The organism is Candidatus Neomarinimicrobiota bacterium (assembly GCA_041862535.1).
Classification (GTDB): domain Bacteria; phylum Fidelibacterota; class Marinisomatia; order SCGC-AAA003-L08; family TS1B11.
The window spans coordinates 1-15286 of sequence record JBGVTM010000313.1; the positions used below are offsets into that span (position 1 = coordinate 1).

Sequence of the window (15286 nt, forward strand, 5' to 3'; positions counted from 1 at the left end):
GCGGGCCAGGGCCTGTTCCCGCATGGTGCCGGCTCGATAGGTTGGCCCCATGATGGCGTTGTCGAGGGCGTTAATGATGTCACTGCCGGTGTTGTCCCCCTTAATCTCTAGGATGATGTTAGTGGCCACTTCCTCGGGGGTAACGAATTCCATTTGCCCGATGGTGGTGATGCACTCAAACTCGCCCAGGGAGAAGGTGCCATTTTCCCCGGTGTCCACGTAGACGCTTTCCAGGTGACGGCCCAGCGAGCGCCAGTTGCCGCGGTCCTGGAAGCGGAAAGTTCCCTCCAGCAGCGTGGCTTCATCGGGGGTGCAGTCGACGAGTTCGATAGGCTGGCCGCGTTTTTTGATGACGCCATAGTCGATGGCTTTCCAGGCGATGGCGGCCGCCGGTTTGATCTCTTTGGTGATGGGTGCGTCCGGTGTGCGTCCCATGAGGAACAGCAGCATGGTATGGGCGCCCGCCAGCGAGGACTTGGACAGGAGCACCCGGGAGGGCTTTTCTTCACTATGGGTGTAGGGGATGTTCAGGCCCATGCCCCCGGTGCCGCTGGTGCCGATCTTGATATAAATCCCGGTATTGTTGGCTATCATACTCGTGTATAGAAGCTGGATGTGCCGGATAATCTGGGGCGTATAAAGGGTGGCCATGAGTTTCTCCACCTCGGAAATGAAGCCCTCGGTAAGTGTGGCCTGTTCCCGGGCGCTGTTCAGCTCCTTATTCACCATGTAGTAGCTATGATAGACATCCTGGTAGGCCAGCCCGGTAGCTGAGTTCACCGCGTCGATGATGACGTGGGGTTGGTGGCGGGAGATGATCTGGTGGAGGGTGGAGTGCTCCATAATGTCGTCATCCAGGGGCTCCATGACGTCGGCGATAAGGCGTGCCCGATGCTCGGGGCTGTTGAGAATCTCCTCCCGGGTCAGGTCTTTCAGACTGTCCCGGACGAAGATATTGCCCCATATCGGTGTTAGCCGTACTTCGTTCACTTCCGGTTGGAGCTGCTCGACGGCGGCCAGGGCTTCACCTTCCAGCAGGGAGGCGATGATCAGCTCCGCCGGTTTTTCCGCGGCCAATCGGCGGCAAACCGCCATCCCAACCATTCCGTAGCCGCCCAGGACCAATACTTTGCGATTACGAATATCCATGAGCTATACCCTTTCAGATCGTTCGGTTCGTTTATCTTGTCTACGCCTCATCAACTGAATTCCAGGCTGGTCTGCCGGATGTTACCGAAGGCGGGATGCTGGTTTTGATGCAGGACCGCAGCCAGTGCCAGGGCAATGGAGTTAAGGCGAGTATCCGGCGCGTCGGAGCGGCTCAGCAGCACGATGGGCGTAATGGCGCCCAGCACCACACCACCTCCCCTGGCGCCCCCTACCGACATGAGGGCCTTGACCATGAAGTTGGTGGCGATGATGTTGGGACCCAGGAAGATGTCGGTCTTGCCGGCGATTTTAGAGGGGATACCCTTGCATTCCGCGGCCTCGGCTGAGAGGGCGACATCCAGGGCCAGCGGTCCTTCCACCAGGCAGCGGCCGAAGCGGCCTTGATCCGCTTCCTGGGCCAGGGTCTGCGCCAGGCGCGTTTCCGGCAACTTCTCGGTCACGTTCTCGACCAGGGCCATGGCTGCCACCTTCGGTATGGGCGTATCCAGCGCCCGGCTCAGCTCCAGCGCATTGTGGAGGATATCCCGGAGCACGGGCAGGGGCTGTTCGATATTGACCCCGCCGTCGGTACAGAGCATCAGCCGCGGGTAATGGGGCGACTCTACCACGGCCACGTGGCTCAAAAGGCGGGGTTCGGCCGCAGCGGATTCCTCTCCCTCGGTTCTCTGATTCACCGGCCGCAGCAGCCCGGTTTCTCGATTCAGCACGGCCCGCAGGAGTTCGGCGGTGGGGATTTTGCCCTTCATCAGCAGCTGCGCCTCGCCGGAGCGCAGCAGCTCGACGGCCCGCCCTGCCGCCAGTCCGGGTTGGATGTCCTCGATGGCAAAGGGTTCTGGTTCCAGCCCCAGCCGGGACAGCAGCAGCTCCAGCCGGTCTTGCTGTCTCACCAGTATGGGTTTAATCCACTGGTTTTGCACGGCGGTGTCGAGCGCAGCCAGAATGGTTTCGTCCTCCGGGGCTGCTACGACGAGGGTAAGCGGCGGAATCCTCTCCAGCCGCTGGTATAGTCGCTCGAAGGAAGTGATGGGGTCAGGCATACTCTCTTGCCTGTTCCTCGCCGTCGATAACCCGCCAGACCCCCTGGCTGAGGGCTTCCAGCTCCAGGGAGCCGGGAATGGTGTAGACGGGAGCGATGAACTTGACTCTGGCGGTCACATCGCTGCAAAGCCTTTCGGCCCGGGCCATGGCGCCGGTCAGGATAATGGCGTCGACCTTTCCCTCCAGCACGGTAGCCATAGCGCCGATCTCCTTGGCGATCTGGTAGACCATGGTTCGATAGGCCTGCCCGGCCGGTTCGTCGCCGGCGTCGACACGCTTGAGTACTTCCATCAGGTCGTTGGTGCCCAGATAGCCTTTGAGTCCCGATTCCCGGCTCAGTTTGTGGGCCAGGGTGTCGAAGGTATATTCCCCGCTGAAGGCCAGGTGCAGGAGGCCTTCCAGAGGCAGGGCGCCGGCCCGTTCCGGGGAGAAGGGTCCCATTCCCAGCAGGGCGTCGTTCACATCCACGATTCGGCCCTCTCGCAGGGCAGCCACCGATATCCCCCCGCCCAGGTGGGTGACGACGAAGCGGATCTGTGGCAGCGCGCGGCCCTGTTCAGCGGCAACTTTCCGGGTCACCGCCTTGATGTTCAGGGCGTGGCTGCGGCAGCGGCGCTCGATCTCCGGGATGCCGGAGAACCGGGCCTCTAGCTCGAATTCATCGGTGGTCACCGGGTCGACGATGTAGGCCGGCACATCAAAGCGCCGGGCCACCTGCCAGGCCAGCAAGGCTCCCAGGTTGGAGGCGTGATTGGCGTAGCGGGCGGCGGAGTAATCGGCGATCATGGCATCGTTTATGGCATAGGTACCGCCGGGCAGGGGTTTGAGGGGCCCGCCGCGACCCACCACTGCCACCAGGGAGCCGGAGGGGATGCGCTTGAGGTGCGGCTCAATCGCCGCCCAGCGGAGATCCATCTGCCGCACCACTTCCTGATGCAGCTCATCGGGTCGATGCTGGACCTCCTCCCGCCAGAGCTCCTTTTGCCGGTCAAACAGGGCCAGCTGAGTAGAGGTGGAGCCGGGGTTCAGCACGGAGACGGTGGTGGTTGCCGGATTGCTGGACATGCCCGGAGGCGGTTGTTTTAATTGAGACATCGCGTCTAAGGCCAGGTAAAACTGCAGTATCAGTCAGAAGTTCGCAAGATTGGGATGAATTCTCCAATGGGAAATGCCCGCTAGTCCTTATACTGGACTTAGCGACGAAAGGGGGCCGGGTTTGTCGATGAGCCATTGCTCCCAAATAATCATAGGCAAATTGCTCAGGTTCGGTAAAATCTTTAATTTTGGCGCGGTTTCTTGGAACCATTGCAGCCATTATGCATTGCTAAATCCTGCGGTTCCAGCAGTTACATTCGGCTGGGACCCAGCAGGGGGACGCCAATACAAGGGAGCATAGTGTGATTCGAATCGAAAATCTAACCAAGTATTACGGTGATGTCTGCGCCATCAAGGACTTGAATTTCACGGTGCATGACGGTGAGATTTTAGGATTTCTGGGCCCCAACGGTGCCGGGAAAACCACCACCCTGCGGATCATCACCACCTACCTGACACCGACTGCGGGGACGGTTTACATCGATGACTTGAACATTGCCGAGCACTCCACCGAATTGCGGGCGCGCATCGGTTACCTGCCGGAGCTCAATCCGCTCTATATGGAAATGCCGGTCTATGACCTGGTAGTGTTTGTGGCCAAGGCCCGGGGCATTATCGGTCGACGCTTCAAAGAGGCTTTAGGCCGGGTCATAGAAGATTGCGGCATTCGGGAAGTAATGCACCGGCCGGTGGGTGAGCTCTCCAAGGGCTATCGCCAGCGGGTGGGCCTGGCGGTGGCCATGATCCACGATCCCGAGATCCTGATTATGGACGAGCCTACCGCTGGCCTGGACCCCAACCAGATCGCCGAAATCCGGTCGCTCATCAAGGAGCTGGGCAAGGAGAAGACGGTGATCATATCCACCCATATCCTCCAGGAGGTGCAGGCGGTGGCCGATCGCATGGTGATCCTGAGCAACGGCCAGGTGGTGGCCGACGGCACTACAGTCGAACTGATGACGAGTTTTCAGGGAAAGCCGCAGCTCACTCTGGAGGTGAAGAACGCCACCGAGGAGTCCATTCAGGGGCTGGCCGTCCGGTTCCCTGAAATCCGGATTCAGGAGCAGAAGCTGCAGGATGGTGCCGGGAAGGTTGAGCTGGAGTATCCCACGGGAGCGGACCTGCGGGAGCAGATTTTCGGCTACGCGGTGGAGTCGGGCTGGACTTTGCTGGAGATGTCCCGGAAGCAGGCCCGGCTGGAAGACGTCTTCCGGAGCCTGACCGTAGAGGAAGGAGGGGCCCGTGCGTGATCAGCTAGTGCTTGCCCTGCGGCACGTGGGCGTTATTTTCCGCAAGGAGATCGGCGCCTATTTCAACAGCCCGGTGGCCTACATCACCCTGGTAGTGTTCCTGCTGATCAGCGGCTGGTTTTTCTCCAGCTCATTCTTTCTCATCAATGAATCCGACCTGCGGGGCCTGTTCAACATCATCCCGGTAATCTATCTGTTCTTTATACCCGCGATTACCATGGGGCTCATCGCCCGGGAGAAGAGCTCCGGGACCATGGAACTGCTGGTAACGCTGCCCCTGGAGGACTGGGAAGTGATAATGGGGAAGTATCTGGCGGCGGTAGCTCTGATTGCCGTGGGTTTGCTGTATACCCTGTTTCACTTTATCACGCTGACCTTTGTAGGGAGCAACATCGATGTGGGGGCCATCTTGGCTGGCTACCTGGGTTTGCTGCTGGCCGGGGGCGTGTATGCCGCGGCCGGCATCTTCTGCAGTGCGGTTACCGGCAACCAGATCACCGCCTTCATTCTGGCCTTCCTCATTGTGTTCGCTTTCTTCATGATGGATAAGGTATTGTTTTTCATCCCCGGTTTCCTCACGGCCATCGTGCAGTACGTCAGCACTGACTACCATTTGTCCAATATCTCCCGCGGGGTGATTGACTCTCGTAACCTGATTTACTTCGGTACGGTTATCGCCGTGTTTCTCCTTCTGGCGGTGCGGGTGCTTGAAATGCGGAAATGGAGGTAGCGGCCATGATGAATATTACCAACCGGCGCAACTTCCTGATCTACGTGGCAGCGATTGCGGTGATTGTGGTGTTCGCCAATCTGATCTCCCGGCGGCTTTTTTTCCGCTGGGATCTCACGCGGAGCAAGATCTATACGCTTTCCGAATCCAGCCGGAACATCATCGGCAAGCTGGACGACCGGCTGCTGGCCAAGGTCTATTTCTCCGATAACCTCCCCGGTGACTATGCCAACAGTCGGCGGTATCTCCAGGATATGCTGGAGGAGTTCCAGGCCTACTCCGGCGGCAAATTCCACTTCGAGTTTTACCGCCCCGAAGACGACCAGGAGCTTGAGCAGGAGGCCCAGCGCTACGGTATTCCGCCCATGCAGCTGCAGGCGGTGGAGAGTGACCGGCTCGAAATCAAGAACGTCTGGATGGGACTGGCCCTGCTGTATGAAGACAAGCGGGAGACCATCCCGGTGATCCAATCCACCACCGGCCTGGAGTACGACCTGGCCTCGGCCATCAAGAAGCTCATCGACACCGATAAGCGCACGGTGGGCATCGTCCAGGACCCGGAATGGGAGGGCAAGAACAAGAACGTCGAGGAGCTGCTGCGGCAGACCTACGACGTGCGCACCGTCAGCCTGGAGCGCCCCGTCGCGCCGGATATCGACCTGCTGCTGCTCAACAGCGTGAAGGACAGCCTGTCTACCGACGAGTTGTACAACCTGGACCAGTTCATCATGTCCGGGCGGGGTGTGTTCCTGGCCCAGAACCGGATAGACGCCGACCTGTCGCGGGGTTTCGGCTCCGAGACCCGGAGCAACCTGTTTGCGGCGCTGGAGCACTACGGGGTGAACATCACCTCCAATCTGGTGGCGGACCGCATCTGCAGCCAGGTGGGAGTGGAGACCCAGCGGGGCATCTTCCGGATTCGCAACGCCGTGAACTACCCCTTCTTCCCCGTTATCCAGAGCTTTAACGAAAGAAACATTATCGTCTCCGGTCTGGAGCAGCTGCGGCTCTTTTTCACCAGCGAGGTGACTTCGGCCCTTGATTCGGCGCGCCTGGAGAGCGCCGAGTTTGAGCCTTTGATGTTCACCAGCCCCTACACGGCGGTGATGCCGGGCCCCACCTATATGCTGAGCCACCAGAACAACCCCACTTTCGCCCGTCTGAACGGTCCGGGCCGGACGGTGGCCGGGCTGCTCAAGGGGGCTATGTCCAGTGTCTTTACCGATTTAACCAAGCCCGGGGGCGCGAGCGACTTTTTGCCGGCCACGGCCGGGGGCCAGCTGCTGCTGATCGGTGACGGGAATTTCCTCTCGGATGATGCCGGCGGGGGGATGCCGGGGAACCTGAACCTGGTGATCAACGCGGTGGACTACCTGGTGGGTGACGAGGAGCTCATCGAGCTGCGCGGCCGGGAAGTGACCACGCGTCCTCTGAAGGATCTGGCTGACGGCACCCGCCGGAGCCTCAAGTGGGTGAACATCCTGGGGCCGTCGGCGCTGATGGTAGCCACCGGCCTGTGGCGCTGGCGCAGCACCCGCCGCCGGCGCAAAATCCTGGAGGAGGCCTATGAAAAGTAAATCGTGGCGCAATATCGGTATCATTCTGGCCATTGTAGTCGTGCTATGGCTGCTCACGCGGCTGCAGGAGCGCCGTTATACCACCTCCACCGACGAGGTATTCGCTATCCCGGCCGACGACGTGGCCAGTTTCGTGGTCCAGGAAGGCGACCGGCAGGTGGAGCTGGTCCGGTGGGACACGCTGTGGGTGGTCACGGGCTATGAGGGGCGCAAGGTGCGCCAGTGGCGGCTGAATAGTTTCTTTAACACGGTGCTGCCGGTGGAGCGGGAGAGCATGATTTCCGACAACCCGGAGAAGTGGGGCACCTACGGTGTGGACGACTCCACCGGCCGCCGGCTACAGATTTACGACATGAGCGGCGCGCTGGCCGCCCACGTGCTGGTGGGCCGCTCCAGCACCAACTGGCAGAGCAGCTACGTGCGGGAGGCGGACCGGGACGAGGTCTACCTGACGCGTGAGAGCATTTACCATTTGCTATCGGCCGACACCACCTTCTGGCTGGAGCCGCCGCCCAAGCCGGAGAAGGAAGAGGAAGAAAACGATTAGCAATCAGCCTTCAGCAGTCAGCGATCAGCGATTAGCCATTAGCATTTAGCGATCAGCAAGCGAGAGAACTACAGAACCTGTAATTCGTAACCTAGAAACTGAAACCAAGAAGGGGTCGTCGGGAGGCGGCCTTTTTGTTTGGCATCAACTGCTGTTTGTCATTCTGAATCCCGACCTTGTGTCGGAATGACGAATCTCAGGTTTGGAGGGCTGATATTCTTCGCGGAGGTTACCCTGAACCCGGTTACTCACAGGTGAAGGGCTCAAGATGCCTTTTATAAGATGGGCGGGTAAGGGAGTGGGGTTCCGGGACTCCACCTATGATATGGCGCGACGGCTGAGCGTAAGGGGATCAAACCTGGGACCAATTCCCTGAAGTTGACCCTTCAATCATTACTCCAATGGTCTAATCCTCTCTCTCATCTTTAGCGCCCTTGGCGGTTCAAAATAACTAACAACCAACCACCAACAACTAACAACTAATACTCAAATGCGCTGCCGCCGATGAACTCCCGGATAATGGAGTTGTGGGGTACGGCGGCATCGTCGGTGGTGGCCACGAAGGATAGGAAGGTGAGCAGTCGTTGGGCTTCGGGGAAGGCCTGGCTGGTGGCGGGCACGGCCTGGAGCACCTGTTCGGCGCTGGGGCGCAGCACCGCCAGTTCGTAGATCAGGGAGGAATTGAACATGAAGTCGGCCGCTTCCTGGTAGGTGAAGACGTGGCGTTCTTCGCCCAGGCGCACATCGGGCCAGCGCAGGAGGGTTTCCTCGGCGCTGTAGCCGCGGAACTGGGTGTCACGCACCAGGCGCCGCAGGAGGCGGTTGTCGGAGGATGAGACCCGGTGCTCGTTGTCCACGTTGAGCTGGGTGATGGCGCTGACGTAGATGCGCTGGACGGCGTCGGCGCCCAGCTCGCGGGGGAAAACGGGATTAAGGCCATGAATACCTTCAACGATCAGGAAGGTATCCGGCTCGAGGCGCAGGGTCTCGTCGGTGTCGGTCCCGCGAGCTTCCTTGAAATGGAACCGCCGCCGCGGGATGGCCCGACCTTCAAGCAGGGCCTGGATGTCATCTATGAGTCGGGGTAGGTCTACGGCTTCCAGGGACTCGAAGTCCAGGGTGCCGTCGGGCAGGCGGGACATGTCCTGGTGGTCCTTGAAGTAGTCGTCCAGGGAGATGGCCAGGGTATTGAAGAGGTTGACCTTCAGCTGGATGGCCAGCCGTTTGGCGAAAGTGGTCTTGCCCGATGAGGAAGGCCCGGAGATAAAGACGACGCGCTGGTGGGGGTGGGCTTTGCAGAGATCATCGGCGATCCGGGCGATGGTCTTTTCGTGGAGTCCCTCGGCCACCCAGACCAGCTCCCGGCCCGGCCCGCCTTCCAGGTGGGCGTTGAGCTGGCAGAGGTTACTGACCCGCAGGGCGCGGCCCCATTCCTCCCGCTGCTGGATGACCTGGTACAGCTTGGGGCTGTCCTTCAAGGGTGGTACCTCGTAGGGCGGCAGCAGGCTGGGGAAGCGCAGGAGGAAGCCGTGGTCGTAGGGATCGATGCTGAAGTGCCGGAGCTGGTTCAGATCGGCGGTCATGGGTTCGAAGCGGTAGTCCAGGTAGTGCCGGAAGCGGGCGGCGGGGACCGTCTCTCGACCCAATCGATGGAGGATTTCGAGCTTATCGCTGCGGTTGCTCCGCTGGAAGCGCTGCTGCAGCTGCTCCCGCTCAATCTCGATGAGTTCCAGGGGTGTCTGGCCGCGGCAGTAGTGATGCATGCGGTGGGTTAGGCTCTGCAGATCGTCGGAGGCGGCGGGTTCGTGGGCACCGAAGTGGCAGTAGTAGCCGCCGATGAAGGAGTGTTCGATAAACAGGGTGCGGTCCGGGAAGAGCTCCTCCACGGCGACGGCCAGCAGAAATCCCAGCGAGGCGTGCACCGCACTGGGGTGCGAGATACTATGAAGGTTCGATGCCATCAAGAACCTTAAAATTACGAGCACATTCTCTTCTGTTCTTGCATTTTTAATAGCGCCAACGCCAGGTCCAGGTAATTAGGGTCAACCCACCTTTGGCCGGCAGGCTTAACTTTGCCCCTGCATTTGAGTACCCTGACTGCCATGCAGACGGATAACCGTACCACTCACCAGGGTTATCGGGGGTTCCCCACCCGGTTTCTAATGCGCTTATCAACGGTAGAGGGCGCTTTCTCCCAGGTGCAGATAATTCTGACTGGCGGGGTTTTTCTGACGGCACTGGCGCTATCGTTTGGGGCAAAGCCCTGGCAGCTGGGTTTCCTGGCGGCGGTGCCCCACCTCTGGCAGTTCTTCCAGCTGGTGGGCGCCTACCTGGTAGAAGCCACCGGCGAACGGAAGCTCATCACGGTCTCATTTGCGGGCCTGTCGCGCTTCCTCTGGCTACTTCTGCCGCTGCTCTACCTCTTCACGGATACCTCATCAACGGCGTACTGGTTCCTCATCCTGGTCATGTTGGCCACCTGCCTGGGTCTCCTGGCGGGTAATGCCTGGACGACCTGGATGGCCGACCTGATCCCCGAGTCGATCCGGGGGCGGTACTTCGGCTATCGCAACACCGTTCTGGCGACGGTAACCATTTCAGTCTCCCTGCTGGGAGGTTACTGGCTGCAGGCGGGCAGTGCTCGCTGGGGCCAGCCGATGGCTCTGACAGTACTGGTAGCAACCGCCACCCTTGCCGGCATGATCGGCGTCCGTCTGCTGGCACGCCAGCCGGATATCCCTCGACCACCGGAGCGGGTGGCTCCCGACCTCCGCAGTCTGCTAGCCAGACCCTTCCGGAACCGCCGGTTCCGCCAGGTGCTGGTTTTCTTCCTGTTGTGGAACGCCGCCATCGGCCTGCCAGCCGCCTTCTTCAACGTCCATATGATCCAGAACCTGGCGATACCTTTCTTCACCATCGGCGTTCTACAGGCCATCAATCCGCTGTTCGGCATACTGCTGTTCCGCTGGTGGGGCCGCATCGTAGATCTGTTCCAGATTCGCTCGGTACTGCTGGTGACGGGAGCCCTGATCACCATCATCCCGCTCATCTGGCTGCTGCCGACCAGGGGACACATCCAATGGTTGTGGGTAGAGGCAGTGGTGAGTGGTCTCGGCTGGACGGGTTTCAACCTATCCGCCTATACCTACCCGATGCAGCTCAGTCCCCGGATCGGGAGGTCATACTACCTGGCGTATTTCTCAATCATCAGCAGCCTGGGTTTCGTGGTGTCATCCATGTGCGGTGGTTGGATAGTCCAGTGGCTGGGGGATTGGTCCTGGACATTCGGGAGCCGCACGTTCATGGCGCATCACGTGCTGTTCCTGGCCAGCGCGATGCTGCGGCTGCCGGTGCTGCTGTTGCTCTTTCGTCTGCGGGACATCAAGTCTCCCGGCACCATCGCTCTGATCAACTTCATCGGAGCGGAGCTGTGGCGGACGGCCGCACTGCGCCGGCCCTTCCCGCGCTGGATCCGGCGCCGGTCTTTATCTACCGGTGCAAATCGGTGAACCGGGTGATGGGGCTAGAACTTGCCTTTGAGTTTCTGGAGCGCCCGTCGGTCGCGTTTGGTGGGGCGACCGGCCCGGCGGTGCTCCCGATAGAAAGCGCTCTCCATGGTGCGCTGCAGTTGGGCCTGCTCGATCTCTTCCTGGGGTGTGAGGTCCTCATACAGCGTTGCGGCGATTTTGGGTGCAACCCGCCGCTCCTGCAGGCCAGTCACCCTGATCCGCTGCTTGTACAGCTGGCGGGTGATCTGGAGCTCGTCGCCGGTCTTAATGGCCCGGCCGGGTTTCACTGACCGGCCGTTCAGCTTCACTTTACCGGCCTGGCAGGCCTCGGTGGCCAGGCGGCGGGTCTTGAAAAACCGCGCCGCCCACAGCCACTTGTCAATCCTCATCTCGTCCATGACTGGTGGTCAGACAGATGGTATAACACCGGCCGGTTCGAAGGGGTGCCTCCGGAGTTGGTGAATCAGTATTCCGGTTTCACGCAGCTGTCGGGAATCCGTTCCCAGGTCTGAAAGCGGCGATTGACGGCCTTGCGGAATTCCCGGTAGAGGGCCTTATCGTCGAACTCGACAGCGGAGATGGTCGCCTGGACCGCCTGCTTCAGAACCGGGCGCAGCTCCAGTTCGAGGCGGTCAATCATTTCCGTCAGGTTGACACGTGCCATAGTCGCTCTCCTCCTGAAATGTTTGTGTTCATATTCGCAGTCGGGTGCGGCCAAAACGGCCTTTCGTTAGCGGCCCAGGCCTCCAGGAAGCTGCTGGTCTGGAGGGCCGGGCGTTTACTTAGTCGATCCACCAGCGGCCTGATGGCCTTCCGGAAGCTGTCCGCATCCAGATCGTGGTCGGTCTGGTCGGCAGGCGCGCGGTTTCACATTCAGGGAGAATTTAATATAATCGGCTAGTATCGTTACCATTGCCAGCCGACGTCGAAGCCTGCCTGAAGCAGGGTTACCGGCCCTTCCGCAGCAGGAGCTATGTCCGGGAGGTGAATCCCGCGGGCGTAGATGGTTGTCTTCAGGCCTACCTGGCCGGGTCGGGCAGTTCTGCCAGTGACTGCCAGGCGGAGGCCGCCGACCAGGCCCGGCTTGATCTCAGGTTGGTGGTCAGCTCCGATACTATAGGCCCCTGCGCCTAGATTAAGGGCTATGGGGCCGAGAGCTGGTGCCAGGGCCACGGTGGTCCCGTGCAGTCGAAAAGGGGCATCGGTGGCGTGGATGGCCGGGAGGGTGGTAATGACGTGTTCGATCCCCAGGCCGACGGCGAGGGCTCCCAGACTCACAAGCCGGGTGTGCAAACCCAGACCGTAGCTGAGTCCTCCATCATGGCTGTTACCCAGCTCCCCGCCCAGCGGCAGGATAGTGCCGAGCTGGAGGGCCGATCTGCGACCCAGCCACTCTGCCGAACTCAGGATTATATCTTTAATAGAGGAGGGGGGCTGCTCGGGGCTTACTTCCGGTCGGGCTGCTTCTTGCATGGCCTGCCGGAGTTGGGCCCGTTCTTCCTGGAGCGACAACACATAGGGATGACCTGTTTCCAGGGCTCTTGTGGCGGTGGTGATGGCCAACCGGTAGAGGGAGTCGGCGGGCTCGAATCGTCCCTGGAGCATGAGTGTCTGGGCCAGGTTGCGTTGGGTTGTCGCCCGGCGTAGGTCCTGGGGTGCGAACTGATCCGCTACCTGCAGGGCGCGGAGGTAGCAGGCCTCGGCCTCGAAGATAGCGCCCCGTGCCAGGGCCTGATTCCCTTCGTCAATGAGCCGCTGCCACAAAGGTTGTTGACCCCAGCCGGGACCGGGTACGATAGCTATGGCTATCGCCAGCCGCGCAAGCCACAGGCCGGTAGGTGAATCCAGGTGGATACGGTATTTCCTCATTTTCAGTACGAATTACTAATTCAATAGGCTATTTCTCATTGGAAGACACTCGCACCAAATCTTCAGGTCTCAAACTAGCCGTTTCAGGCCTGCTATGCAAGTCGATGATCGTCGTTTTTGCCGATTTGAGGTAGCTTTTTGATGAATCAAGCGGTTTCCATCGGGCGAATGAACGTCCGCTAGCCGGTGGCTGCCGCGTGGGGGTAGCGCCGATAATGGTTGCGAAGCGTCTGTCTTTTAGGCCGGGGAGCGGAAGGCAGCAAACTGTGCTGGAGCTCTGGCAGGTAGTTTAATCGGTAAGCATAAGGTTGTGCGCGCTGTGAGTTCTCAGGGCAGGCCGGTTGGCTACCGGAGGAGGGTCATCTTGATGGTATGGGTGTACGCTGGAGTAATCAGACGGGCGAAATAGACGCCGGTCGATACGGGACGACCGGCAGAGTCGCTGCTGTTCCATACCACTTTATTATACCCGGCAGGAACGTAGCCATCTACCAGCCGGACAACTTCCCTGCCGCGCATGTCATAGATTACCAGAAGTACCCGGGAGTGGCTCGGCAACTCGTATTTAAGCGTGGTGACAGGATTGAAGGGATTGGGATAGTTCTGATGCAGGATGAAAAACTGTGGCAGGGCTCCCGCATCCGCTACGGCGAGGGTACTGGTATCAATTGTCAGGCTGTAGGGGCCGTTACTGGCTTCCGTCGTATCCTCCTTAGAGATCGCTGTAATCGTCCACCAGAAGGTAACGCTGTTCAGTCCCTGGTCCCTGATGACAGCCAGGATGTCGGCATATGATAGCCGCACTTTATTGACGGTAGTGTCCCCATACTCGAAGGAGAAGGAGCCGCTATCGCTCAGCAGGAAGGCGTACCTTACCGGGTCATTGTCAGGATCGACGGCCTCGTCCCAGGCGAAGGTGAGGGAATCACCCAGGTCGGCGGGCTGGAGCTGGATAATGGCTGCATTGGCCGGCGCGAGGAGAGAGAATGGTAGAGGCGGATCTCCAACCGGGGCGACCGTGATAGCGAAGGTATCCCGTTGAGTGGTCAGGCCGTCCGAGACGCTTACCATGATGCGGGCGGTACCATTCCAGTCGGCAGCCGGAACCACCTGTAGAATAGTATCCTCCACGGCTGTGGTCACTGCAGAGGTATCACTGGTGGCGCTGAAGGTGAGTGCGTCGCCTTCCACGTCGTAGGCCGTCAGCGGCAGCCGGGCGGTGTGGTCTTCCTGGAGGTAAATATCGGGGATATGGGCCATGAACGGCGGATCATTGACCGGCGTTACCGTCAAAAGCAGGGTATCGCTGACACACGCAGACCAGTCGTCAGTTGCAGAGACAACAATACGGACGGCACCGAAGAAGTTTTCGCCGGGAATGGCGATTAGGTCCAGTTCCTGGGAGATGATCAGGGTCGCCAGCCCTTCATCCAGCGCGGTGGCGCTGAAGGTGAGCCGATCCCCGGTATCCAGGTCGCTGAAGTAGTCGCCAAGCTTCTGGACCAGGGTGGCATAGGGGGTGTCCTCAGCGATCGAGACATCGGGCAGGCTTTGAATGACCTGTGGTGCCTGGTTGGGTGCAAAGCCGGCGGCAAAGCCGCAGAAGTGGTCCGTCTGGCCGCTCACTGTGTGGGCAACAGTATCCACCACTCCGGGTAGCACATCCCAGGTTCCATCGGACTCATTGTACCGGAGGAGGGCCAGGCGGATTGCGTCCAGCCCCGGCGGTATGAGCTGGGGATCGTAGGCGACGGTGATAGTGACCGGGACATCGAAGTAGATTCCGGACGGCCCGAAGAAGTAGACCAGCCCGGCTAGGTCGGCGCCGTCGGGGGGCACGTCAAACCGGCTGATCACAATCTCTACCGGGACACTGAGCGCACCGTCAGGAATGTCCAGGGTGGCGCCGATCTCAGTCTCAACCGTTCCGCCCTCAGGTCCGACCTTCACGCTCACGGCTCCAGCAGCAATATTCACGTAAACTGTGACGGTGGCAGTGGCTAGGCCGCCCTTGCCGTCACTGATAGTGTAGGTGAAGCTGTCGGAGCCGCTGAAGTTCTCATTGGGAGTATAGGTAACGCTGCCATCGGGATTAATCTCCACCGCACCGTTGTCGGCCTGGGTGACGCTCGCTACTGCCAGGTCGTCGCCGTCGGGATCGCCGTCGTTGGCCAGCACGTATACGATAACCGGCGTATCTTTATTGGTGGTGGCGGCATCGTTCCGGGCCAGCGGCGGGTCATTGAGACTTCCCACCGTGATGGTCACCGTTCCGGCATCCTCCAGGCTCCCGTCACTGACCTGGAAGGTGAAGCTATCTGAGCCGTGGAAGTTGGCGTTGGGGGTATAGGTCAGTGACGGGGCGGAGCCGGTAAGTTCACCGTTTTCGGGCTCGCTGAGCACCTGGAAAGTAAGGTCGTCGCCGTCAATATCGTCGCCGCTGAGGGTGATGTCAACCGCGACATCTTCGTCAGTGGTTACAGACTGGTCATCGGCCACGG

General features: G+C 60.1%; 13 protein-coding genes. 5 read left to right on the forward strand and 8 right to left on the reverse strand.

Features of this window, described 5'->3' with window-relative positions; genetic code table 11:
• From ACETWG_11255 to buk, 3 genes are all read right to left on the reverse strand, one after another.
• Positions 1-1149 (reverse strand): short-chain dehydrogenase (locus ACETWG_11255; protein ID MFB0517163.1); only part of this gene is annotated, 1149 nt, incomplete at its 3' end.
• Between the two features lie 50 nt (positions 1150-1199).
• On the reverse strand, positions 1200-2207 hold the full coding sequence (locus tag ACETWG_11260) for a phosphate acyltransferase (protein ID MFB0517164.1): 1008 nt from the start codon (positions 2205-2207) through the stop codon (positions 1200-1202).
• Positions 2200-3303 carry a butyrate kinase gene (gene buk, locus ACETWG_11265; protein MFB0517165.1) on the reverse strand — a complete coding sequence of 368 codons (1104 nt, stop codon included), beginning with the start codon at positions 3301-3303 and terminating at the stop codon, positions 2200-2202. The genes ACETWG_11260 and buk overlap by 8 nt, the downstream gene beginning before the upstream one ends.
• Before the next feature lie 302 nt (positions 3304-3605).
• Here buk and ACETWG_11270 point away from each other — a divergent pair, with 302 nt between their 5' ends.
• Genes ACETWG_11270 through ACETWG_11285 form a run of 4 tightly spaced genes read left to right on the forward strand, consistent with a single transcriptional unit; the run spans position 3606 to position 7407 of the window.
• Positions 3606-4553 carry an ABC transporter ATP-binding protein gene (locus tag ACETWG_11270; GenBank protein MFB0517166.1) on the forward strand — a complete coding sequence of 316 codons (948 nt, stop codon included), beginning with the start codon at positions 3606-3608 and terminating at the stop codon, positions 4551-4553.
• Positions 4546-5283, forward strand: a complete 738-nt coding sequence (locus ACETWG_11275; protein MFB0517167.1) for an ABC transporter permease subunit — start codon at positions 4546-4548, stop codon at positions 5281-5283. Before ACETWG_11270 ends, ACETWG_11275 begins: the two co-directional genes overlap by 8 nt.
• A 5-nt stretch (positions 5284-5288) precedes the next feature.
• Complete coding sequence (locus ACETWG_11280; protein ID MFB0517168.1) at positions 5289-6860, forward strand: GldG family protein; 1572 nt, start codon at positions 5289-5291, stop codon at positions 6858-6860.
• A complete protein-coding gene (locus tag ACETWG_11285) occupies positions 6850-7407 on the forward strand; it encodes a DUF4340 domain-containing protein (protein ID MFB0517169.1) in 558 nt (185 codons plus the stop codon). The genes ACETWG_11280 and ACETWG_11285 overlap by 11 nt, the downstream gene beginning before the upstream one ends.
• 479 nt (positions 7408-7886) lie before the next feature.
• Here ACETWG_11285 and ACETWG_11290 read toward each other — a convergent pair whose 3' ends face one another.
• Positions 7887-9368 (reverse strand): nucleoside kinase, encoded by a 1482-nt coding sequence (locus tag ACETWG_11290; protein MFB0517170.1) that lies wholly within the window; start codon positions 9366-9368, stop codon positions 7887-7889.
• Positions 9369-9479: 111 nt separating this feature from the next.
• Between ACETWG_11290 and ACETWG_11295 the strand changes: the two genes are divergently transcribed.
• Positions 9480-10916 carry an MFS transporter gene (locus ACETWG_11295; GenBank protein ID MFB0517171.1) on the forward strand — a complete coding sequence of 479 codons (1437 nt, stop codon included), beginning with the start codon at positions 9480-9482 and terminating at the stop codon, positions 10914-10916.
• Between the two features lie 14 nt (positions 10917-10930).
• On the opposite strand, the gene ACETWG_11300 is transcribed toward ACETWG_11295, so the two are convergent.
• The 4 genes from ACETWG_11300 to ACETWG_11315 form a co-directional block, all read right to left on the reverse strand.
• On the reverse strand, positions 10931-11305 hold the full coding sequence (locus tag ACETWG_11300) for an RNA-binding S4 domain-containing protein (protein MFB0517172.1): 375 nt from the start codon (positions 11303-11305) through the stop codon (positions 10931-10933).
• 74 nt (positions 11306-11379) lie between these two features.
• Entirely contained in the window at positions 11380-11580 is a 201-nt protein-coding gene (locus ACETWG_11305) for a hypothetical protein (protein ID MFB0517173.1), read from the reverse strand.
• Positions 11581-11822: 242 nt separating this feature from the next.
• Positions 11823-12785 carry a tetratricopeptide repeat protein gene (locus ACETWG_11310; protein ID MFB0517174.1) on the reverse strand — a complete coding sequence of 321 codons (963 nt, stop codon included), beginning with the start codon at positions 12783-12785 and terminating at the stop codon, positions 11823-11825.
• 345 nt (positions 12786-13130) lie between these two features.
• The coding region (locus ACETWG_11315; protein ID MFB0517175.1) for a tandem-95 repeat protein at positions 13131-15286 on the reverse strand (2156 nt) is incomplete at its 5' end.

Bases quoted from the DNA above. Each gene is read 5' to 3' on its own strand.
- ACETWG_11260 (MFB0517164.1), bottom strand. From the start codon at position 2,207: ATGCCTGACCCCATCACTTCCTTCGAGCGACTATACCAGCGGCTGGAG.
- buk (MFB0517165.1), bottom strand. From the start codon at position 3,303: ATGTCTCAATTAAAACAACCGCCTCCGGGCATGTCCAGCAATCCGGCA.
- ACETWG_11280 (MFB0517168.1), top strand. From the start codon at position 5,289: ATGATGAATATTACCAACCGGCGCAACTTCCTGATCTACGTGGCAGCG.
- ACETWG_11285 (MFB0517169.1), top strand. From the start codon at position 6,850: ATGAAAAGTAAATCGTGGCGCAATATCGGTATCATTCTGGCCATTGTA.
- ACETWG_11290 (MFB0517170.1), bottom strand. From the start codon at position 9,368: ATGGCATCGAACCTTCATAGTATCTCGCACCCCAGTGCGGTGCACGCC.
- ACETWG_11300 (MFB0517172.1), bottom strand. From the start codon at position 11,305: ATGAGGATTGACAAGTGGCTGTGGGCGGCGCGGTTTTTCAAGACCCGC.
- ACETWG_11305 (MFB0517173.1), bottom strand. From the start codon at position 11,580: ATGGCACGTGTCAACCTGACGGAAATGATTGACCGCCTCGAACTGGAG.
- ACETWG_11310 (MFB0517174.1), bottom strand. From the start codon at position 12,785: ATGAGGAAATACCGTATCCACCTGGATTCACCTACCGGCCTGTGGCTT.